The organism is Kushneria sp. AK178, from assembly GCF_053903105.1.
The window spans coordinates 2869590-2889836 of the sequence record NZ_CP096381.1 but is presented as its reverse complement, the minus strand read 5'-3'; the positions used below and the strand labels follow the sequence as shown (position 1 = coordinate 2889836).

21 protein-coding genes are annotated in these 20247 nt (G+C 64.2%); 13 read left to right on the top strand and 8 right to left on the bottom strand.

Annotated elements, in window-relative coordinates; all coding sequences use genetic code 11:
• Nucleotides 1-10 precede the first annotated feature (10 nt).
• From ftsE to M1D97_RS13220, 4 genes are all read left to right on the top strand, one after another.
• A complete protein-coding gene (gene ftsE / locus M1D97_RS13235) occupies nt 11-679 on the top strand; it encodes a cell division ATP-binding protein FtsE (protein WP_456270227.1) in 669 nt (222 codons plus the stop codon).
• Nucleotides 676-1671, top strand: a complete 996-nt coding sequence (gene ftsX, locus M1D97_RS13230) for a permease-like cell division protein FtsX (RefSeq protein WP_456268195.1) — start codon at nt 676-678, stop codon at nt 1669-1671. Before ftsE ends, ftsX begins: the two co-directional genes overlap by 4 nt.
• Before the next feature lie 114 nt (nt 1672-1785).
• Entirely contained in the window at nt 1786-2658 is an 873-nt protein-coding gene (gene rpoH, locus M1D97_RS13225; RefSeq protein ID WP_456268194.1) for an RNA polymerase sigma factor RpoH, read from the top strand.
• Nucleotides 2659-2841: 183 nt separating this feature from the next.
• The gene (locus tag M1D97_RS13220) at nt 2842-4347 is read left to right on the top strand and encodes a putative bifunctional diguanylate cyclase/phosphodiesterase (RefSeq protein WP_456268193.1); all 1506 of its coding nucleotides are present in this window, start codon (nt 2842-2844) and stop codon (nt 4345-4347) included.
• Here the strand turns inward: M1D97_RS13220 and slmA are convergent.
• The 5 genes from slmA to M1D97_RS13195 form a co-directional block, all read right to left on the bottom strand.
• Nucleotides 4331-4927 carry a nucleoid occlusion factor SlmA gene (gene slmA / locus M1D97_RS13215; RefSeq protein WP_456270226.1) on the bottom strand — a complete coding sequence of 199 codons (597 nt, stop codon included), beginning with the start codon at nt 4925-4927 and terminating at the stop codon, nt 4331-4333. The genes M1D97_RS13220 and slmA overlap by 17 nt on opposite strands.
• Nucleotides 4928-5008: 81 nt before the next feature.
• Nucleotides 5009-5923 carry an acetylglutamate kinase gene (gene argB / locus M1D97_RS13210; RefSeq protein WP_456268192.1) on the bottom strand — a complete coding sequence of 305 codons (915 nt, stop codon included), beginning with the start codon at nt 5921-5923 and terminating at the stop codon, nt 5009-5011.
• Between the two features lie 123 nt (nt 5924-6046).
• The gene (locus M1D97_RS13205; RefSeq protein WP_456268191.1) at nt 6047-7429 is read right to left on the bottom strand and encodes a phosphomannomutase/phosphoglucomutase; all 1383 of its coding nucleotides are present in this window, start codon (nt 7427-7429) and stop codon (nt 6047-6049) included.
• 23 nt (nt 7430-7452) lie between these two features.
• Nucleotides 7453-7938, bottom strand: a complete 486-nt coding sequence (dut, locus tag M1D97_RS13200) for a dUTP diphosphatase (RefSeq protein WP_456268190.1) — start codon at nt 7936-7938, stop codon at nt 7453-7455.
• A complete protein-coding gene (locus M1D97_RS13195; protein WP_456268189.1) occupies nt 7935-9296 on the bottom strand; it encodes a bifunctional phosphopantothenoylcysteine decarboxylase/phosphopantothenate synthase in 1362 nt (453 codons plus the stop codon). Before M1D97_RS13195 ends, dut begins: the two co-directional genes overlap by 4 nt.
• A gap of 120 nt (nt 9297-9416) precedes the next feature.
• On the opposite strand from M1D97_RS13195, the gene M1D97_RS13190 reads away from it, so the two are divergent.
• Nucleotides 9417-10295 (top strand): 5'-nucleotidase, lipoprotein e(P4) family, encoded by an 879-nt coding sequence (locus tag M1D97_RS13190; protein WP_456268188.1) that lies wholly within the window; start codon nt 9417-9419, stop codon nt 10293-10295.
• A gap of 48 nt (nt 10296-10343) precedes the next feature.
• Here the strand turns inward: M1D97_RS13190 and M1D97_RS13185 are convergent, their stop codons facing one another.
• The gene (locus M1D97_RS13185; protein ID WP_456268187.1) at nt 10344-11360 is read right to left on the bottom strand and encodes a zinc-dependent alcohol dehydrogenase family protein; all 1017 of its coding nucleotides are present in this window, start codon (nt 11358-11360) and stop codon (nt 10344-10346) included.
• A gap of 137 nt (nt 11361-11497) precedes the next feature.
• Here M1D97_RS13185 and radC point away from each other — a divergent pair, with 137 nt between their 5' ends.
• The 7 genes from radC (at nt 11498) to trpS (ending at nt 16520) form a co-directional block, all read left to right on the top strand.
• On the top strand, nt 11498-12172 hold the full coding sequence (gene radC, locus M1D97_RS13180) for a RadC family protein (RefSeq protein ID WP_456268186.1): 675 nt from the start codon (nt 11498-11500) through the stop codon (nt 12170-12172).
• Between the two features lie 184 nt (nt 12173-12356).
• Nucleotides 12357-12593, top strand: a complete 237-nt coding sequence (gene rpmB / locus M1D97_RS13175) for a 50S ribosomal protein L28 (RefSeq protein ID WP_456268185.1) — start codon at nt 12357-12359, stop codon at nt 12591-12593.
• Between the two features lie 64 nt (nt 12594-12657).
• Nucleotides 12658-12813, top strand: coding sequence for a 50S ribosomal protein L33 (gene rpmG / locus M1D97_RS13170; protein ID WP_456268184.1), 156 nt, complete (start codon nt 12658-12660; stop codon nt 12811-12813).
• A 130-nt stretch (nt 12814-12943) separates the two neighbouring features.
• Nucleotides 12944-13759 (top strand): bifunctional DNA-formamidopyrimidine glycosylase/DNA-(apurinic or apyrimidinic site) lyase, encoded by an 816-nt coding sequence (mutM, locus tag M1D97_RS13165; protein WP_456268183.1) that lies wholly within the window; start codon nt 12944-12946, stop codon nt 13757-13759.
• Nucleotides 13760-13852: 93 nt separating this feature from the next.
• Nucleotides 13853-15043 carry a class I SAM-dependent rRNA methyltransferase gene (locus tag M1D97_RS13160; protein WP_456268182.1) on the top strand — a complete coding sequence of 397 codons (1191 nt, stop codon included), beginning with the start codon at nt 13853-13855 and terminating at the stop codon, nt 15041-15043.
• Between the two features lie 7 nt (nt 15044-15050).
• Complete coding sequence (locus M1D97_RS13155) at nt 15051-15395, top strand: putative signal transducing protein (RefSeq protein ID WP_456268181.1); 345 nt, start codon at nt 15051-15053, stop codon at nt 15393-15395.
• Nucleotides 15396-15506: 111 nt separating this feature from the next.
• Complete coding sequence (gene trpS / locus M1D97_RS13150; protein WP_456268180.1) at nt 15507-16520, top strand: tryptophan--tRNA ligase; 1014 nt, start codon at nt 15507-15509, stop codon at nt 16518-16520.
• 58 nt (nt 16521-16578) lie between these two features.
• Here the strand turns inward: trpS and M1D97_RS13145 are convergent, their stop codons facing one another.
• Nucleotides 16579-17175, bottom strand: a complete 597-nt coding sequence (locus tag M1D97_RS13145; RefSeq protein ID WP_456268179.1) for a polymer-forming cytoskeletal protein — start codon at nt 17173-17175, stop codon at nt 16579-16581.
• A 227-nt stretch (nt 17176-17402) separates the two neighbouring features.
• Between M1D97_RS13145 and M1D97_RS13140 the strand changes: the two genes are divergently transcribed.
• Complete coding sequence (locus tag M1D97_RS13140) at nt 17403-17984, top strand: bactofilin family protein (RefSeq protein ID WP_456268178.1); 582 nt, start codon at nt 17403-17405, stop codon at nt 17982-17984.
• Between the two features lie 108 nt (nt 17985-18092).
• On the opposite strand, the gene M1D97_RS13135 is transcribed toward M1D97_RS13140, so the two are convergent.
• Complete coding sequence (locus M1D97_RS13135; RefSeq protein ID WP_456268177.1) at nt 18093-20111, bottom strand: S9 family peptidase; 2019 nt, start codon at nt 20109-20111, stop codon at nt 18093-18095.
• Nucleotides 20112-20247: the final 136 nt, after the last annotated feature.

The following is a 20247-nucleotide window of genomic DNA, read 5'->3' as shown; positions in this document are numbered from 1 at the left end:
GCTCATGGCCATGATCGAGTTTGCGCATGTCGGCAAGCGCTATGGCGGTCGTTTCGAGGCGCTGGCCGATCTCAATTTCACCGTGGCGCGCGGTGAAATGGTCTTTCTCACCGGTCACTCCGGGGCCGGCAAGAGTTCGGTACTGCGCCTGCTCATGGCACTGGAGCGGCCGTCCCGGGGGCGCATTGCCGTCGCCGGGCACGACATCACCAGTCTCCACGTGTCACAGATTCCCTTCTATCGTCGCCAGATCGGGGTGGTCTATCAAAACCACCAGCTGCTCTTTGATCGCAGCGTGTTCGACAACGTGGCGCTGCCGCTGATCATCCAGGGCGCCACGCCGCAGGACGCCCGGCGTCGGGTGCATGCCGCACTCGACAAGATCGGCCTTTTGCACCGGGAAAAGGCGCTACCCATCGAGCTGTCCGGCGGTGAGCAGCAGCGGGTCGGCATTGCCCGCGCGGTGGTGACCAAACCGGCCATGCTGCTGGCCGATGAGCCGACGGGCAATCTGGACCCGCAGCTGTCGGCCGACATCATGCGTCTTTTCGAGGATTTCAACCGCATCGGCACCACGGTGCTGCTGGCCAGTCACGATCTGGCACTGATCGCCCGGCTCAGGCACCGGGTTCTCAAGCTGCGCGATGGTCGGCTGGTCGGCGATGAGGAGGCCGCATGAGTCAGACACCGCGCCGCACGCCGCCGGATACCGGCAAGCCCCGACGGGGCGCGCGCTCTCATCAGATCACCTTTGAAAGCCGCTCGCGGGCCTGGCGGCGGCATCACGCGCAGATGGCCGTGGACAGTCTCCATCGGCTGCGCCGGCGGCCGCTGTCGAGTCTCATGACCATGCTGGCGATCGCCATCGCCATGGTGCTGCCGGCCAGCCTGTGGCTGGCGCTGAGCAGCGCCCAGCTGCTGGACAGCAATCTGGACGACAGCGCCCGCATGACGCTGTATCTCGACCCGGGGCTGACGGAGTCGCAGGCCATGGACGTCACCGACCGGGTGCGCGGCGAGGAGGCTATCGCCTCCATTGAGCTGATCACGGCGGCGGCCGGTCTGGAAAGCTTTCAGCAGCGTCTCGGGATGAGTGATGCCCTGGCCATGATGGACGACAATCCGCTGCCGGCGACCATTCTGGTCCAGCCGCGCTCGCGCGACCCCGATGCGGCGCAGGCGCTGGCCGAGCGGCTCGGGCAGATCGAGGGGGTGACCGATGCGCGTCTGGACATGGCCTGGCTCGAGCGGCTGCGCGAGATCAGCGAGCTGGGGCGCCGTGTGGTGCTGGCCTTCGGCGTGCTGTTTGCGCTCGGCGTACTGCTGGTGGTGGGCAATACCATCCGGCTGGCGGTCGAAAGCCGCCGCCAGGAGATCGAGGTGGTGACCCTGATCGGCGCGACACATGCCTTTGTGCGCCGCCCCTTTCTTTACGTGGGCGTCTGGTACGGGCTGGGCGGCGGCCTGCTGGCGCTGGTGCTATTGACGCTGGGGCGGCGCTGGCTGTCGGCGCCCATCGATATGCTGGCCTCGGGATTTGGCAGCCACTTTTCCCTGCCGGCCATCGGCCCGGGCGGATCGGTTTTGCTGTTGATCTGTAGTACCCTGCTGGGGCTTATCGGGGCATGGCTGGCCGTGAGCCGCCATCTGGCAGATATCAGCCCGCGCTGACCTGACGCAACGCAGGTGCCTCGAAAAAGTCATTACAGAGGCACCCAGGCACCATTACCATGGTCTATAATGATTGACAGTTATCAAGCAGAGACCAGGGGAGACCGTTTGAACATGAGTACCAGTCTTCAACCTATTGGTCATCTTTCGCCGGGCAATGACCTGAACGGCTATATTCAGGCCGTTAATCGTATTCCCGTACTGACCGTGGACGAGGAGAAGGATCTCGCCACGCGTTTGCATACCGACAATGACATTGAAGCCGCCCGTCGCCTTGTCATGTCGCATCTGAGATTCGTGGTGCATATCGCCCGCAGCTATTCCGGCTACGGCCTGTCGCAGGCGGATCTGATCCAGGAAGGCAACGTGGGCCTGATGAAGGCCGTCAAGCGCTTTGATCCGGCCCAGGGCGTCCGTCTGGTCTCCTTCGCGGTGCACTGGATCAAGGCCGAAATCCACGAGTTCGTGCTGCGCAACTGGCGCATCGTCAAGGTCGCCACCACCAAGGCGCAGCGCAAGCTGTTTTTCAACCTGCGCAGCGCCAAAAAGCGTCTGTCCTGGCTGAACAACGACGAAGTGGATGCCATCGCCCAGGATCTGGACGTCAAGCCGGAAGCGGTGCGCGAGATGGAAGGGCGCCTGTCGGCCTTTGATGCCGGTTTTGATCCGGCGCCGGGCAGCGAGGATGACGAGCAGAGCTATCAGTCGCCCTCGCAGTATCTGGAAGACGGCCGCTCCGACCCGGCACTGTCGCTGGAAGAGTCCGACTGGCAGGATCGCTCCTCGCAGCAGCTGCGCGGCGCGCTGGCACGCCTCGATGATCGCTCGCGGGATATCCTGCAGCGTCGCTGGCTGGCCGAGCAGAAGTCCACCCTGCACGAGCTGGCCGATACCTATGGTGTCTCCGCCGAACGTATTCGACAGCTCGAGAAAAATGCCATGAAAAAACTCAAACAGGCGATCGGGGAGTCCGTCGAAGCCGCCTGATCATGGCACTGCCGTTCTCATACTAAAGATGGTTTTTGACGCAAAAGCTGACCCCGGGCTCCCAAGGCCCGGGGTTTTTGCTATATGGTTATGCGCCATGAAAAAAAATGATGTTTCATGATATAGATTATTTACATTCATTTTTGATGATATGCCTGTCTGTCGCTGCCCGAGCGCTGATTGATGTTGAGCCCTGCGTCCATCCCCGAGCCATCCGAAACCGCGCTGTCCCAAACGCCCCGGCGACTGATCGCGATCCATCGCTGCCTGATCGTTGGCTCTCTGATCGTGACCTGTCTGCTCTGGTGGGGGCATTACATGGATGCCGGCGACCTGGCGCTGGCGCTGCTGCTCTGGCTCTGGGGCCTAAAGCGATGCATGGCCCTTGTCTTGAAGTGCCATCAACACCTCGACCGGACGCGGGCAGCGCCATTTCATTTTGATCACCCTGTCAGCAACCTTACCGGTGTCGTGTACTGCTACTGTCCCGCGCAGCAGCAGTACTGCTGTCGGAGCACCGTAACGGCCTCGATCAAGGGGCTGTCGCAGCAGGCCTGTCAGCTCAAGCGCAGAACCTTTGACGCCATGGTGCATCCCGACGATCGGGCGGCCCTGCAGCGCGCCCGGCGTCTTGCGCTGCAGCGCGGGTATTTCGAGCATACCTACCGCCTGATGTACGGTACGTCCGTACAGCGGGTGCTGGATCGGGGGATCGTGCTGCGCCGCGGCGGAAAGCCCGAATGCCACGGCTTCCTGATGGATATCAGCCAGCTCGAGGAGGTGGGTACGCCACCGGGAGAAGCCAGCAGGGCACTGGCGGCGGCCGCGCCCCGGCGGGAGGATGACGGCGCGCCAGTCGATGACACCGTCTGCGCCGGAAAGGCGTCACCCGGTACGCCGTTGGCCATCGCCGAGGCGTTGCCACGAGCGCTGGCGGACCGGCAGCTGCGGTTGGTCTATCAGCCCCAGGTCCATGGCGACAATCAGAAGCTCGCCGGTTTCGAGGCCCTGCTGAGGTGGCATCACCCCGAGCGGGGCAGCATTGCTCCGGCCTCCTTTATTCCCCGGGCGGAATCCATGGGGCTCATGCCGTCACTGGGGCAGTGGGTCATCGAGGAAGCCTGCCGCCAGATCCGCTGCTGGCGGACGCAGGGCTATCATGTCCCGCTCGTGGCCCTCAATATCTCCGTACTGCAGCTGGATCGAACCCTGCTGGCACATGTCGAACGGGTGCTGGCTGCATACAATCTGGAGGGCGCCTGTCTGGAGTTCGAGATCACCGAAAGCCGTCTGATGCAGGATGTCGACGCCTGCCGGCACGTGCTTTCGGGACTGCGCCAGCAGGGTGTCAGACTCTCGCTGGATGATTTTGGCACCGGCTACTCATCACTGGACAAGCTGGCGCAGCTGCCGCTGGACCGGCTCAAGCTGGACAGAAGCTTTGTGGCGGCCCTGACCGGCGCCAGTCACGGCTACCCCATGATCGAGGCCATCGTGCGGCTGGCCCATGCCCTGCAGCTGTCGGTGGTGGCAGAAGGCGTGGAGACGCTCGGGCAGCAGCGTCTGCTCAACGAGCTGGGGTGCGAGGTCCTGCAGGGCTATCTGTTTGGCGCCGGCGTCGAGGCCGGCACGGCCAGTGGCTATCTGGAGCGCAATCCGGATGTTTCAGGGCCTACGTCGCCGCCGTGAGATGGGTGCTCAGAAGCTGCCACTGATCCTCCCAGTGGGTCTGGGGCGCGCGCCGGAAGCCGCTTCGAACGTATTGACCGATGCGCCCTTCGACGGTGGCCATGAGCAGATTGGCCAGCGCCGATACGCCGATGGCAGGGCGGTAGTGCTGCTCGATTTCACCGGTGCGCAGCACCTGTTTGAGCTGCGTTTCAAGACGTTCGAAAAGCTGGGTCATGCGGCCCTGCAGCCGCTCGTGTTCACCGGTCAGGGCCTCGCCGGTCATGATGCGACACAGCCCGGGGTTTTTATCGGCAAAGATCAAAAGCAGCGTCAGAATGCGCTGACAGCGCTCGCTGACGCTGCCCGGCTCATTGACGATCAGCGTGACGCGCTCGAACAGCGTCTGCTCGATGTAGTCGATCAGCGCCTCGTACATGCGTGTCTTGCTGGGAAAGTGGCGATACAGGGCGGCTTCCGAGACCCCCACCTCACGCGCCAGCGCGGCCGTCGTGATGCGCTGCCCCCGTCCCTGTTCCAGCATCAGGGCCAGTGCCTGAAGAATCTGGTCGCGTCGCGAGAGCTTTTGTTCCCTGGTCATGGCCATTGTGTGTTATCCGCCTGCCGGGGTGCCGGCGGCGTCCGGCACCCGTGAATGAAAACACGCCCCGGGCGTGCCGGATCAGGGCGCCGGCGTGCTCGACTGATCGGTAATCAGCGTGCCCACGCCCGAGCGGGTAAAGATCTCCAGCAAAATGGCATGTTCCACGCGACCGTCCACGATCACCGAGCTGTTGACCCCGTGCTTGACGGCCTCCAGCGCGCAGCGAATCTTGGGCAGCATGCCGCCGTGGATGACGCCGTCCTCGATGAGTCGATCAACCTGCTCGGTGGTGAGCCCCGTCATCACCTCACCCTGCTCGTTCATGAGGCCGGCCACGTTGGTCAGCAGCATGAGCTTCTCGGCGCCCAGTGCCTCGGCCACGCGCCCGGCCACCAGATCGGCGTTGATGTTGTAGGAGTGCCCGTCGCCGTCCACGCCGATGGGTGCAATCACCGGGATATAGTCGGCTTCCGAGAGCATCTCGATCAGATCGGTCGAGATGTGCTCGACCTCTCCGACGTGGCCGATGTCGATGATCTCGGACGCCGTCATGTCGGCGCTCTGGCGCTGTACGGTCAGCTGGCGGGCGCGGATCTGGGCGTTGTCCTTGCCGGTCAGTCCGATCGCCTTGCCGCCGGCGCCGTTGATCAGATTGACGATGCTCTTGTTGACGAGCCCGCCCAGCACCATCTCGACCACGTCCATGGTCTCGGCATCGGTGACCCGCATGCCGTCCACAAAGCGGGACTCGATGTTGAGACGCTCCAGCAGCTGACCGATCTGCGGGCCGCCGCCGTGGACCACGATGGGGTTGAGGCCCACCTCCTTGAGCAGCACCACATCGCGGGCGAAGGAGTGGATCAGGTTGTCCTCGGTCATGGCGTTGCCGCCATACTTGATCACCACGGTCTTGCCCGAGAAGCGCTGGATGTAGGGCAGGGCCTCGGACAGGATCTCAACGACCTGACGCGGGTTGTATTCGCTGTCATGCATGGGGCGAAACGCTCCTGTAAAGCGGATCGGAGGGCCGCTGGCGAAGCGGGCCCTGCCGTCATGGATTCGATGGTCACGCACCCCGGCCGGCGGGGTGCTCGTCAATTCAGGATGTGATGGCCGTTAGAAGGTTGGGGTAATGTCCGGGTCGACGGCCAGCAGCGCCTGGCGAAAGCGGTTTTGAATGCGCTCGAGCGCCTCTGCGGACTTGCCTTCAAAGCGAAACACCAGCATGGGCGTGGTGTTGGAGGCGCGGCACAGCCCCCAGCCGTCCGGATAGTCCACGCGAATGCCGTCCAGCGTGGTTCGGGTGGCCTGTTCGCCGAAGTCGGTTTCCCTGATAAAGCGTTCGACAATAGCGAACTTGTTGTCATCGGTCACGGGCACATTGATCTCGGCGGTGCTTTCGTCCTGCGGGAAGCGGCTGAAGTAGTGATCGGCGTCACCGGACTGACGCGACAGGATTTCCAGCAGCCGGGCGGCAGCATAGAGGCCGTCATCAAAGCCGTACCAGCGCTCCTGAAAGAAGATGTGGCCGCTCATCTCCCCGGCCAGCGCCGCACCGGTTTCCTTCATGCGTGCCTTGATCAGCGAGTGGCCGGTGTACCACATCTCGGGGGTGCCGCCGGCGTCCTCGATGATCGGGATCAGGTTGCCGGTGCTTTTGATGTCGAAAATGATGCGCGCGCCGGGCTGGCGCTCGAGCAGGTCCCGGGCGAAAGCCATCAGCAGACGATCGGGATAGATGATTTCACCCCTGGGTGTCACCACGCCCACCCGGTCGCCATCGCCGTCAAAGGCCAGCCCGATGTCGGCGCCGGTCTCCCGGACCTTCGTAATCAGGTCGGCGAGGTTTTCAAACTTGCCGGGGTCGGGATGGTGGTTGGGGAAACGGCCGTCGATCTCGTCAAACAGCGGGGTCACCCCGGCCCCCAGGCGCTGGATCAGCTCGGGCCCCAGTTCGCCGGTGACGCCATTGCCGCAGTCCACCACGGCGTGCAGTGTCCGCTCGAGGACCACATCGTCGAGGATGCGGTTCAGATAGGTCTCGCGAAGGTCATGCTCGCGGCAGCTGCCCTGCCCGGTGGACAGATCGTTCTGCTCGATGCGGCGATGCAGGGCGGTGATATCGTCCCGCGACAGGGCGTGGCCGCCCAGCACGACCTTGAAGCCGTTGTAGTTCGAGGGGTTGTGGCTGCCGGTGACGGCCACCCCCGAGGTGATGCCGTCCAGTACGTGGGTGGCAAAGTAGAGGACCGGCGTGGGCACCATGCCGATATCCACCACCTCGCAGCCGGCGGCGCAGAGGCCCTCGATCAGGGCCGCCGACAGCGTCGGCCCCGAGAGTCGGCCGTCGCGGCCCACGGCGATGCCACTTTCCCCGCGGGCGAGCGCTTCGCTGCCGATGGCGCGGCCGATCAGGCGCACGGTGTCGGGAGTGAGCTGTTCGTCGACCACGCCGCGAATGTCATAGGCCCGAAAGATGGCAGCACTTACCTGTGTCATGGCGAGACTCCTGTCAGTCCGCGTTAGTGTCGTCCCGAGTGGCCGAAGCCGCCGGCGCCACGAATATCGTCGTGCTCGTCACCGGGCGTAAAGTCGTCGACCACGTCGAGTTCGGCCTGAATGACCGGGACCAGCACGTACTGGGCGATGCGCTCGAACGGCTCAAGGGTGACGTCTTCCTGACCGCGGTTCCAGACCGAGATCATCAGCTCGCCCTGATAGTCGGCATCGATCAGTCCGACCAGATTGCCCAGCACGATGCCGCGCTTGTGACCCAGCCCCGAGCGCGGCAGGATCATGCCGGCCCAGGCGGGGTTGGCAATATGCACGGCCAGCCCCGTGCGGACCAGCTCGCAGTCGCCGGGGGCGAGCGTCAGCGGGGCATCCAGCAGGGCGCGCAGGTCCATGCCGGCACTGCCGCGCGTGGCGTAATGGGGCAGGGGGTAGTCGCGTACCCGCTCATCAAGGATTCTGACCTGCAGGCGCGGCCGGTCGGAAGGGACAGTCATGGGGCAGCAGGGCTCCGCGTTGGTGGATGCGCCCGGTAAAGGGGCAGCAGGTAGTCAAACAGGGCGCGCGCCAGCTCGTGCTTGGCACGCGGCGACAGCGTATGCGCGATGACCGGGTCATCCGGTCGGTCGGCGGCGAGATGATACAGCACGGCAGCATTGTCATCCGCCCCGAAGCCCAGGTTGGGGGTGGCCACGTCGTTGGCCACGATCAAATCGAGGCGCTTGCGCACGAGCTTGTCATGGGCATGACGCGCCAGCTCGCGGGTTTCGGCGGCAAAGCCCACCGTGAAGGGCGGGTCGTCGCGATGCGTGACGGTGGCAATGATGTCCGGGTTCTCGATCAGGTTCAGCGTCAGGGCGGGGCTGTCGGCGACCTTCTTGAGCTTGTGCTCGGCCACCTCGGCCAGACGATAGTCGGCGACCGCCGCACAGCCGATGAAGAGGTCGCAGTTGGCCAGGGTGGCGTCCACGGCCTCCAGCATCTCCATGGCACTGATCACATCCACGCGCGTGATGCCCTCGGGCGTGGCAAGCGATACCGGCCCGGCGATCAGGGTCACCCGGGCACCCAGGTTGCGCGCCGCCCCGGCCAGGGCAAAGCCCATCTTTCCCGAGCTGTGGTTGGAGAGATAGCGCACCGGATCGATCGCCTCACGGGTGGGGCCGGCCGTGATCACCACATGGTGTCCGGCAAGGGCGCCGCTTGCCGCATCGTTGTTGGTGGTCATGAAGGCATCAGGTGCCGGGGCGTGATCGTCATGCTCGGGGGTGGCATCCAGCGGCAGCGCCTCCGGCGTCGATGATGGATCCGACAGCGCCGCTTCCAGTGCGGCCACAATGTCTTCCGGTTCCAGCATGCGTCCGCCGCCGACGTCACCGCAGGCCTGTTCGCCGGCATCCGGGCCGAGCTGCTGCCAGCCCAGTTCTCGGAGGGTGGCGGCGTTGCGCTGGCTGGCGGGGTGTGACCACATGGCCTGGTTCATGGCCGGCGCCAGCAGGCAGCGCGCCCGCGTGGCCAGACACAGCGTGGTGAGCAGGTCATCGGCCATGCCGGCGGCCAGGCGTGCCATCAGATCGGCCGTGGCCGGCGCAATCAGCACGATGTTGGCCCATTTGGCCAGCTCGATGTGGCCCATGCCGGCCTCGGCCTGTGGGTCCAGCAACGAGGTGCGTACCTCCTCGCCGGTCAGGGCCTGCAGGGTCAGCGGGGTGATAAAGGCCCGGGCACCCTCGGTCATGACCACCCGTACCTCGGCGCCGGTCTTTTTCAACAGCCGCGCCAGCACCGCACTCTTGTAGGCCGCGATGCCGGCACTGATGCCTAGAACAATGCGTTGACCAGCCAGTCGTGACATGCAGGGCTCCATGAGCATAACGGAAATCAAGGGGGTGCTACCTTACCACTGCGTGCCTGACGTGCGTAGCATCAGGCAGGCCTGCAACAACCACAACGACCGCTTGAGAAGGATATTGCCATGTCCCCGGGAAATGCCCTCACACGCCCTTCCCTGTACCGGCGCCGGCTGGCACCGATGCTCTCGGCGCTGGCCATCGGGGTCGCCCTGAGCGGCTGTGCCGGCCAGCAGCCGTCAACGTCTGCGGCCTACAGCAATGCCGACCTCAACGAACAGCTCGTCATGGCCACGGCCTGGATGCAGAGCGCGGCCGAATACCGGGCGCTCTCTTACCAGGCCTTCAACGTGGCGCGTCTGCGTCTTGATCAGGCGCTGGATGAGCGACAGTCCGACGATCGGCCGCTGGCGGTCATCGTCGACTGCGATGAGGCGGTGATCGACAACACGCCCTTCCAGGCCTGGCTGATCGGGCGCGATGCGCAGTACTCCAGCGCCAACTGGAATGCCTGGGTCGAGGATGCTCAGGCCCGCGCGATGCCCGGTGCGAGCGAGTTTCTTGATTACGCGCAATCGCGCGGGGTGGAGGTCTTCTACGTCACTAACCGCCGGGAGAGCGGCCTTGAGGCCACCATGGAGAATCTGAGAGCGCTTGATTTTCCGTGGGTCGATGAGCGCCACATGATGCTGCGCACCGACACCGGCGACAAGCAGCCGCGCCGGGATGCGGTCATGGCCACACATGATGTCGCACTGTTGATCGGCGATAACCTGGCCGATTTCGACAGCCGCTACGACGCCGACGATGTGGCCACGCGCAATGCGCAGGTCATTCAGGATCGCGCCCAGTTCGGCGAGCGCTATATCGTGCTGCCCAACCCGACCTACGGTGGCTGGGAGGCGGCGCTCTACGACGGGGATTATTCGCTGTCGCCGCAGGAGAAGAGCCAGCACCGTCGGGCCGCGCTGCGCACCTGGTCCGGGCCCGATGACACGCCATGAGAGAAGGAGAGGGGCACCTCATGGGCCCCTCTCCCCTGGTGGGGCATCTCAGTCGATGGTGACGACGACCTTGCCCAGGTGCTGCTGGCTTTCAAGGTGTTCAAACGCGGCGCGGGCATCATCAAAGGCGAAGGTACGATCAATGACCGGCTTGATCCGGTGCTGGGTGATGGCGCGGTTCATCTGATCGAACATCTCGCGCGAGCCCACGAAGATGCCGCGCATCAACACGCTCTTGCGCATGATGGCGGTCGGGTTGATCTCGCCGCCGGTCAGCACGCCGATCAGGTTGACCTGACCGCCCAGGCGCGAGGCGTCAATCGAGCGCGGCAGGGTGCCGGCACCGCCGACTTCCACCACGTGATCCACACCGCGCCCATTGGTCAGGCGCTTGACCTCGTCCTGCCATTCGGGCGTTTCGCGGTAGTTGATGGTGTCGTCAGCGCCAAGCTCACGCACGCGGGCGAGCTTGTCGTCGCTGGAGGAGGTCTGAATGGCGTGAGCACCGGCGGCGCGGGCGAACTGCAGGCCGAACATGGAAACGCCGCCGGTACCCAGCAGCAGAACGCTGTCGCCGGCCTTGAGTGGCGATTTGCCGGCATAAAGGGCGTTCCAGGCCGTGACGGCGGCGCAGGGCAGGGTGGCGCCCTCTTCAAACGAGAGGTGTTCGGGCAGCGTGACCAGCCCCTGCTGATCGAACAGGACGTACTCGCTGAGTACCCCATCAACGGCGCCGCCCAGCGCCGAGCCCGGGTGGCTGTCATTGACCTCGCCACCCAGCCAGTTCTGCATGAAGATGCCGGCGACGCGGTCACCGACGCCAAAGCGGGTCACGTCCTCGCCGATCTCGACCACCTCACCGGCGCCGTCGGACAGCGGCACGCGGTCGGGTGCTACGCCGCCGCGGCTGTAGTTGCCCGTCACGATCATCAGATCACGATAGTTCAGTGACGCCGCGCGCATCTTTACCAGTACCTGGCCGCGGGCCGGGCGGGGGGTATCGCGTTCGACAAGGGTCAGATCGCTGATGCCATCGGTTTTGGGCAGGGTATAAAGACGCATCATGAGCCTCCTTAAAATTAACCGGGTAACAGCTCAAGCGTAGCGGGTGCCGGGGGGTTGGCAAAAGCCGGATGTGGTTTCAGTTTCGGCAACCGGTGCCGTTAAGTGTTTATCAGAATATCCTGTTGAAAGGGGCGCGTGTGAGTATCAGTCACTGGCCGGAGGGCGAACGGCCGCGGGAGAAGCTGATCAATCTGGGCGCCCAGGCGCTGTCGGATGCCGAGCTGCTGGCGATCTTTCTGAGGGTGGGCGTCAAGGGGCGCTCCGCGGTGGATCTGGCCCGCGATCTTCTGAGCGACTTTGGCGGGCTTCGACCGCTGCTGGAGGCCGATCGCGATACCTTCTGCCGGGCGCATGGACTGGGCGATGCCAAGTATGTGCAGCTGCAGGCGTCGCTCGAGCTGTCGCGGCGTCATCTGGAGGCGCTGTTGATGCGCGGGGATGCGCTCACCTCGCCACCCATGGTGCGGCGCTTTTTGAGTGCCCATCTGCGCGATCTGGGCCATGAAGTGTTCGCGGCGCTTTTTCTGGACAGCCAGCACCGCGTGCTGCGCTTTGAAAAGCTCTTTACCGGCACCCTGGATGCCGCCGCCGTCTATCCGCGCGAGGTGGCCAGACGGGCGCTGGCGCTCAATGCCGGCGCGGTCATCTTTGCCCACAATCACCCCTCCGGGGTGGCCGACCCCAGCGACGCCGACCGTCGCATCACCACGCGTCTGGTCGAGGCGCTGGGGCTTTTTGACATCCGGGTGCTGGATCATTTCGTGGTGGGCGATGGCGAGGTGGCCTCCTTTGCCGAGAAAGGCTGGCTGTAGAAGCAATTATCCCGGGTTGTGCTTGCCGATCACGGGGGGCTCTGGTATAAAGTACGCCCTTTGACTTTCTGCGGGTTATGAACAGGGGGCAGGGAGGCGTATCGCCTGCCACTTCTCACCGGTTTGCCCGATACTTAATAGACACTCATGTGGGGCCCATTCGGGCTCACGGCTGGAGGCTTCCATGTCACAAGTCTGTCAGGTTACCGGCAAGCGTCCGGTGACTGGTAACAACGTTTCCCACTCTCAGCGCAGGACGCGTCGTCGCTTCGTGCCCAACCTGCATACGCACCGTTTCTGGGTCGAGTCCGAAAAGCGCTTTGTCAGCCTGCGTCTGTCCTCCAAGGGCATGCGCATCATCGACAAGAAAGGCATCGAAGTGGTCCTCAAGGATCTGCGTGCCAACGGCCTGAGCGTCTGAGACGACGACCGTTTCGTGATCACACCTCGAGCGCCCCGGGCGCTTGACTGCGGAGAGCAACAACATGCGTGACAAGATCAAGCTGGTTTCAAGCGCGGGTACCGGTCATTTCTATACGACCGACAAGAACAAGCGCAATACGCCTGACAAGCTGGAGTTCAAGAAGTACGACCCCGTCGTACGCAAGCATGTCACCTATCGTGAAGCCAAGATCAAGTAATTGATGGCGCTTGACGTGCCGCCCGTCAGGGTGGCCTGAAAGGACCCGGCCCCGGCCGGGTCCTTTTGCGTCTGCGCCACGTCGCCCCCACCCCTGACACCACTACCCAGCGTCAACACATCGGATTGCCATGCCCGAACTGCCTGAAGTCGAAACCACCCGTCGCGGCATTGCGCCGTGGGTCGCGGGGTTCGAGATCAATGAAGTCATCGTTCGTCATCACCGTCTGCGCATTCCCGTGCCGGAAGGTCTGGTCGAGCGGCTGACCGGCGAGCGTGTCGGCGCGATCGATCGGCGGGCCAAGTATCTGCTGCTGCCGGTGGCCGGCGGTCATCTGCTCTGGCATCTGGGCATGTCCGGCAGCCTGCGGCTGGTCGAGGTCGGTACCGAGCCGCGCAAGCATGATCATATCGATCTGGTCATGAGCTCCGGGCTGGTGCTGCGCTATCACGATCCGCGCCGCTTCGGCCTGGTGGATTTTATCGAAGGCGATCCGCTCGATGACCGGCGCCTGGTGACGCTCGGGCCCGAGCCGCTGGGAGAGGCCTTCAGCGGCCGTCATCTCCATCAGCGCTCGCGCGGTAAGCGCGTGGCGGTCAAGAACTTCATCATGGACAGCGCCGTGGTGGTGGGCGTGGGCAACATCTACGCCGCCGAGGCGCTGTTCATGGCCGGCATCGATCCACGCGTCGAGGCCGGGAAGGTATCCCTTGAGCGCTATCGGCGTCTGGCGGAGGCCATCAGGACGGTGCTGACCGCCTCGATCGAGCAGGGCGGTACCACGCTGCGTGACTTTGTCAGCGGCCGCGGCGATCCGGGCTATTTCGTCCAGCGGCTCAACGTCTACGGTCGCGGCGGCCAGCCGTGTCGTCACTGTGACCGCGAGCTTCGCTCGGTGACCATCGGTCAGCGCGCCAGCGTCTTCTGTCCGCGCTGTCAGCGCTAGCGAGCCGACAACACACTGCCGCAGCGGTGCCCAGCTGATAGAATGGCGGGCAATACGCTACTGCCCCTTTTATTATCAACGCTGGAAGCTGTCGTGACCCAACGTCTTCGTCTCAAGAAAAACGCCGATCGTCGTCTCAAGGCGGGCCACCTGTGGCTCTACTCCAACGAGATCGATATCGCCGAAACGCCGCTCAAGAGCTTCGAACCGGGCGCCCAGGCCATCGTCGAGGCGGCCAGCGGGCGCGCCATGGGGGTGGCCTACGTCAACCCCAATTCGTTGATCTGTGCCCGTATCGTGTCGCGCGATACTGATGTGATGCTGGGGCGCTCCCTGCTGGTGCATCGCTTCAAGCAGGCACTGTCCCTGCGCGAGCGGCTCTTTGCACGCCCCTTTTATCGACTGGTACACGGCGAGGGCGATCTGCTGCCCGGGCTGGTCGTGGACCGTTTCGATGACGTGGTGGTGGCGCAGCTCAATACGCTGGGCATGGAGAAGGTGCGTGACGAGATCATCGATGCGCTTAACAAGGTGCTCTCGCCGCGCGTGATCGTGCTGCGTGGGGACACCGCCGGGCGGCGTCTGGAAAAGCTCGACGAGCATGTCGAGATCGTGCAGGGCCACCTGGAAGGCGCCGTGGCGCTGGAAGAGAACGGCGTGCGTTTTGAAGCCGACGTCGTCGGCGGCCAGAAGACCGGCTGGTTCTTTGATCACCGCGATAACCGCGCCTGGTTCAACACCCAGGTGGCCGGCAAGCGGGTACTGGATGTGTTCAGCTATGCCGGCGGCTGGGGCGTGCAGGCTGCCATGCATGGCGCCTCGGACGTGGTCTGCGTGGATGAGTCAACGCCGGCGCTCGATCGCGTCATGCACAATGCTGCGCTCAACGGCGTGGAGGACCGGGTCTCGACGCTCGAGGGCGACGCCTTCAAGGCGCTGGCACAGCTCAAGGCGCAGGGCGAAGTCTTTGATGCGATCGTGCTCGATCCGCCGGCGTTCATTCGCAAGCGCAAGGACATTGCCGCCGGCGAGCGCGCCTATGGCAAGCTCAACCGCGAAGCGATCCGCCTGCTGGGTCGCGATGGCCTTTTGATGTCGGCCTCGTGCTCGATGCATCTGGCCAGCGACCGGTTGATCGATATCGTGCGCGGCTCGGCGCGGCATCAGGACCGTCACGCCCAGCTGATCCATCAGGGTCACCAGGCCGGTGACCACCCGATTCATCCGTCCATCCCGGAAACGGCCTATCTCAAGGCGATGGGCGTGCGCATCTTTCGCGACTGAGGTCACCATGGCGCGCCGGGTTCGCGTTTTTCAGCATCCCAACAGCCTGATGGTGGGGCATGTGCGCAATCTGCTTGAAGGGGCGGGCGTTGCATGCGATCTGCGCAACTGGACGCTGGCCGGCGGGATGGGGGATCTGGCTCCGATCGACTGCGAGCCGGAGCTGTGGGTAGCCCCGGAAGACGAGGCGCGTGCCCGAATGATCATCGAGCAGTGGCGTCAGGCCTGTGATGCCGACTCGTCTCCCGGCGCGCGGCTGTCACGGGGCTGGCGCTGCCAGCGCTGTGGCGAGTGGCACGACGCACACTTTGACACCTGCTGGCAGTGTGGTCAGGAGCGTCCCGATCCATAGCGCCGGTGGGTGAGGCTGTCGCCCGGCCTGTCCGGGCGCGTTACACTGTAGGCATGTTCACGCGATGATCCCATTCGCGCCGTTTTCCATTACCGAGCAGACGTTGCGTTCATGACCAGCACACGAGTACTGACCGGCATTACCACGACCGGCACCCCCCATCTGGGCAATTATGTCGGTGCCATTCGCCCCGCCATTGCCGCAAGCCAGGACCCGAGCGTTCAGTCCTACTACTTTCTGGCCGATCTGCACGCCCTGATCAAGGCCAGTGACCCCAAACGGGTCCAGCAGTCACGTCTCGAAATCGCCGCGACCTGGCTGGCGCTGGGACTGGATACGGACAATGCGACCTTTTATCGCCAGTCGGACATCCATGAAACGACCGAGCTTGCCTGGCTGCTCTCCTGCGTCTGTGCCAAGGGGCTGATGAATCGGGCACACGCCTACAAGGCGGCGGTGACGGACAATGAGGAGGTGGGCAGCCCGGACCCTGACCGCGGCATCACCATGGGGCTTTTCAGCTATCCGGTGCTGATGGCGGCCGATATTCTGCTGTTCAACGCCAATCGCGTGCCGGTAGGCCGTGATCAGGTGCAGCATATCGAGATGGCACGCGATATGGCCGGGCGCTTCAACCACGTCTACAAGGGCAACTACTTTACATTGCCCGAGGCGGTGGTGGATGAGCGCGTCCAGACGCTCAACGGGCTGGACGGACGCAAGATGTCCAAGAGCTATGACAACACCATCCCGCTGTTCTGCTCCGAGAAGAAGCTTTTGAAGCTGATTCGAAAGATCAAGACCAACTCGCTGGAGCCCGGCGAGCCCAAGGATCCCGAGACCTGCTCGCTGTTTCAGATCTACTCGGCCTTTGCCAGCGAAAGTGAAGAGCAGGCCATGCGTAGCCGCTACGCCGAAGGCATCGGCTGGGGGGAAGCCAAGAACGTTGTCTTCGAGCATCTCAATGCCCGGCTCGAGGGGCCGCGCGGCGAGTATGAACGGCTCATGCAGGACCCGGGGCATATCGAAGCGGTCCTGCAAAAGGGCGCCGAGCGCGCCCGCGGGGAAGCCAATGCCCTGCTGGAGCGCCTGCGTCCGGCCGTAGGGCTGGGCAGGTTCGTCTGATACGTGACCATTGGTCGCGACTGACGCCGCTGGCGCAGCCGGTTCTCCAGCGGTGGCGTCAGCCGATGCTGAACTGTCCCGAGAGCGTGGCGCCCGCCACGCAGCGCAGCTGTCTCGCCTTCAAATCGCCTTCGAAGCGGGCACCGGCATGAAAGGTGGCGCCCTGCGCGGTATGCACGGCACCGCTGAGGCGCCCATCAACCACCAGCCGGCACACCGTCACGCTGGGGCCTGCCTCACCGCTGCCGAGAATGGCAAGGCCGTGATCACGCAGCGTAATCTCTCCCTCGACGCGTCCGGCCACGGTGAGTGGCTGGGCGGCTTCGACACGGCCGACGACATGAATGCTCGGTCCGATGAAGCTGCCGGCAGGTACGGTCTCATCGCGGTCGGGGCCGTGCCGATCCTGTGGCAGGGGCGCCGTCCCGGCGGGTGACACCTGGCTCGGCCCCGGCACCACCTCGACCCTTTCTTCGCTGCTCTCTTCGACCCTTTGGGCGGGGAGCAAGGAGGATGAGGGCGCCAGTGGCGCGGCAGTCGCCACGGTGGTTTCATTGTCGCTGCCCCGTGCCTTGCGCGCCCGTCGCTGACCGTCGTACAGGATCAGCACTATTGCCGCAATGCCCAGTATCAGCAGCCATCCCATTGTATTCATGCCGTCATCCCGAAACGTGAAGGCCACACTTGCAGATCGGTGCCTGCTGTGTGGCGAGTATCTGCTGGACATGATCAGAGTGATGCTATCGGCGATTCATCGTTATTCTTTATCCCACGGCGTGAAGGATTAAGGATATGCTGCCGATATTAGAGGGTTACATACTTTTCAATGATGGTACCAGAGGCTCTTGCGGGGGCTGCAGTGTATGGCCAGTGGAGATAACCATGTTTCAGAGGACCAGGGGTGTGGATGACACCGGCAGTCGTGACGCGGCCCCGGCGTCGGTGACGCCTCCCGACACCGGTGCCGCGGAGGATCGCTCGACACGTCTCGACAGGCGGGCGCTGATCGGCGCGCAAACCCGTGTGACGGGGGACATGACCGGTGAAGAGGATCTGCATATCGAGGGCCATATCGTCGGCTGCGTCACGTTTACGCGCCACGGCGTTGATATCGGCGTCGATGGATCGGTCGAGGGGGATGTGGTGGCGCAGTCGATGACCGTGGGGGGCACCATCCGCGGGCGTCTGATCGCCTCAGGCAGTGTCCGGGTACTGGCCGGTGCCCATGTCAGCGGGGAAATTCACGCGCCGGGGCTGGTGATCGAAGAGGGCGCCGAATTCCAGGGCACGGTCGACATGAATCCCGACAATCCGTTGCTCGAGCAGCTGTTTGATGCGGCGCCGGCAGCGCAGGGGCGTCAGGTGCCGACCGGTGCCTTGCCGGGTGATTCACTGGATGATGAGGCGCTTGACGACACGGAAACAGGAACCTTCGATGATGACGAGGCGCCCGCCTCACGCTGAGCCGGTGCCGGACCAGCGCAGTCATGGAGTGGGCGATGGTCAGGGCGATGCCTTCGCAGGGTGATGCACGGGCCCGGCGCATGAACCATGTCGCCGGGCCGGAGGGCATCAGCGGCTCAGGGCGTCACTCAGTCCATAAGCATACTCGGCGCCGTGGGGAACGGTGATGGAGGAGGCCTGCAGGGCATCGCCGATCGGCTCGAAGCGGCCGCCCAGCGCTTCGGCCAGAAAGGCCTCGGTCACTGCGTTGAAGGCGATGTTGTTGACCGGTCGGGCGAAGCCGTGACCCTCGTCGGGAAAGAGCACATAGGTCACGGGAATCGATTTCTCCCGCATGGCGTCGACGATCTGGTCGCTTTCGGCCTGTTTGACACGCGGGTCGTTGGCGCCCTGACCGATCAGCAGCGGGCGCTGAATACGATCGGTATGCGTCAGCGGCGAGCGCGCCTCCAGCCATGCCCGGCCCTCTTCGGTATTGGGGTCGGCCATGCGGCGATACATCTGCTGGCGGCCGGCCTCCCAGTAGGGCGGAATGCTCTCCAGCAGGGTGGTCAGGTTCGAGGGCCCAACAATATCCACCCCGCAGGCGAAGGTTTCAGGCGTCATGGTCAGCCCGGCCAGGGTGGCGTAACCGCCGTAGGAGCCGCCCATGATGGCGACCCGGTCGGGATCGGCAATGCCCTGGTCGATGGCCCAGTTGACGGCATCGATCAGATCGTCATGCATGGCGGTGCCCCATTCGCCGTCGCCGGCGGCGGTAAAGGACTTGCCGAAGCCGGTCGAGCCGCGGTAGTTGACCGAGAGCACCGCGTAGCCGCGATTGGCCAGCCACTGGTGATAGCCGTTGCTGCCGTAGCTGTCGCGTGCCCAGGGGCCGCCATGCACCAGCAGTACCATGGGCAGCGGCTCGGTGGGCGGGGTAAACCCATCGGCGTCGCTGCCCCGGGGCAGGGTCAGATAGGAGACCAGCGTCAGACCGTCGCGCGAGGTGAGTTCCAGCGGTGTCATGCCGGCCAGCGGTGCCCCTTCGAGCTCCGGACGGCTGACAAACAGCGAGGTCAGCGTGTGGGCGTCACGGTCAAACAGCCAGGTCTCGGCCGGGGCGGTCACCGGGTCATTGACCACGATCCAGCGCCGGTCGTCATCGGTGCGTGAGGTGACGTTGACGTCGCCCTTGAGCTCGCCGTCGAGAAAGGTGAGCGCCTCTCCAATGTTTGGGTCGATGGCGGTCCATTCGGTGCGCAGATAATCCACCGCAAAGGCCTGAATATCATGATTGTCGCGGTCGGCCATGACACCGGTAATATCGGCTTTGGGTGACTGGGCGATCACGCGGGACTCGCCGCTGTCCCAGTCCTGCGCGGTCAGGGCGGCCGTGTCGCGGCCGCGGCTGTCGATCCAGTACATGGTACGGCCGTCGCGGGTGAAGCCGGCCGGCCCGGTATTGGCGCTGTCCTCGAAGCTGACGGAGGTAAACGGCTCGCTTTCGACGGTCAGGCCGTTGACGCGAAAGAAGTCTTCGCCGCCGTCGGCGCGGGGCTTTTCGGCCAGACGAATCTCCAGGTCCTCATCCAGCAGAAAGCCGCCGTAGCCCTCGTTTTCCAGTACCAGCGACAGCTCGCCGCTGTCGAGGTTGAGCCGATAGACGTCGTGCCAGCGCGGATCGCGGTCGTTGATGCCGACCATGATGTGGCCCCTGACATGGCGGCTGACGCCCAGTACTTGTACACGAACGCCCTCCTGCGGGGTCAGGATGCGCTGTTCGCCACTCGTCACGCTGACGCCATACAGGCGAAAGTTTTCATCGCCTCCCTGGTCGTTGACGTACAACAGCTGCCGGCTGTCCGGTGACCAGAAATAGCTGCGGATCGGGCGGGTATCCTCCTGCGTCAGGGCGCGGGCCTCATCGGGCCGGTCGGCAGGGGCCACCCAGAGATTGAGCACATCATTGACCGGGGCAATCCAGGAGAGCCACTGCCCGTCAGGGCTCAGGCGGCCCTGGACGCGACTGGGGTTGCCGAACAGGCGCTGACGCTCGATAAGTGCGCCATCGTCTGCCCGGCCGGCGCCTGCCGAAGGGGTCTGGCTGGCCGGCACGGCCGCCAGCGCTACATTGATCCAGCGCATCATGAACTCCTTGTACCGAAAGCCGGTGACCGTAGCGGTCTACGGTGTTATTGCGAATTCGACATCATAACGTACGTGTCTCTCCCCGACCCGATGAATCCGATGGCCCGCATTTATTTCAGGCAAGACGCTTATG

Excerpts from the sequence above, each read along its gene's own strand:
- ftsE (WP_456270227.1), top strand. The coding sequence starts at position 11 with ATGATCGAGTTTGCGCATGTCGGCAAGCGCTATGGCGGTCGTTTCGAG.
- ftsX (WP_456268195.1), top strand. The coding sequence starts at position 676 with ATGAGTCAGACACCGCGCCGCACGCCGCCGGATACCGGCAAGCCCCGA.
- rpoH (WP_456268194.1), top strand. The coding sequence starts at position 1,786 with ATGAGTACCAGTCTTCAACCTATTGGTCATCTTTCGCCGGGCAATGAC.
- M1D97_RS13220 (WP_456268193.1), top strand. The coding sequence starts at position 2,842 with ATGTTGAGCCCTGCGTCCATCCCCGAGCCATCCGAAACCGCGCTGTCC.
- slmA (WP_456270226.1), bottom strand. The coding sequence starts at position 4,927 with ATGACCAGGGAACAAAAGCTCTCGCGACGCGACCAGATTCTTCAGGCA.
- argB (WP_456268192.1), bottom strand. The coding sequence starts at position 5,923 with ATGCATGACAGCGAATACAACCCGCGTCAGGTCGTTGAGATCCTGTCC.
- M1D97_RS13205 (WP_456268191.1), bottom strand. The coding sequence starts at position 7,429 with ATGACACAGGTAAGTGCTGCCATCTTTCGGGCCTATGACATTCGCGGC.
- dut (WP_456268190.1), bottom strand. The coding sequence starts at position 7,938 with ATGACTGTCCCTTCCGACCGGCCGCGCCTGCAGGTCAGAATCCTTGAT.
- M1D97_RS13195 (WP_456268189.1), bottom strand. The coding sequence starts at position 9,296 with ATGTCACGACTGGCTGGTCAACGCATTGTTCTAGGCATCAGTGCCGGC.
- M1D97_RS13190 (WP_456268188.1), top strand. The coding sequence starts at position 9,417 with ATGTCCCCGGGAAATGCCCTCACACGCCCTTCCCTGTACCGGCGCCGG.
- M1D97_RS13185 (WP_456268187.1), bottom strand. The coding sequence starts at position 11,360 with ATGATGCGTCTTTATACCCTGCCCAAAACCGATGGCATCAGCGATCTG.
- rpmB (WP_456268185.1), top strand. The coding sequence starts at position 12,357 with ATGTCACAAGTCTGTCAGGTTACCGGCAAGCGTCCGGTGACTGGTAAC.
- rpmG (WP_456268184.1), top strand. The coding sequence starts at position 12,658 with ATGCGTGACAAGATCAAGCTGGTTTCAAGCGCGGGTACCGGTCATTTC.
- mutM (WP_456268183.1), top strand. The coding sequence starts at position 12,944 with ATGCCCGAACTGCCTGAAGTCGAAACCACCCGTCGCGGCATTGCGCCG.
- M1D97_RS13155 (WP_456268181.1), top strand. The coding sequence starts at position 15,051 with ATGGCGCGCCGGGTTCGCGTTTTTCAGCATCCCAACAGCCTGATGGTG.
- trpS (WP_456268180.1), top strand. The coding sequence starts at position 15,507 with ATGACCAGCACACGAGTACTGACCGGCATTACCACGACCGGCACCCCC.
- M1D97_RS13145 (WP_456268179.1), bottom strand. The coding sequence starts at position 17,175 with ATGAATACAATGGGATGGCTGCTGATACTGGGCATTGCGGCAATAGTG.
- M1D97_RS13140 (WP_456268178.1), top strand. The coding sequence starts at position 17,403 with ATGTTTCAGAGGACCAGGGGTGTGGATGACACCGGCAGTCGTGACGCG.
- M1D97_RS13135 (WP_456268177.1), bottom strand. The coding sequence starts at position 20,111 with ATGCGCTGGATCAATGTAGCGCTGGCGGCCGTGCCGGCCAGCCAGACC.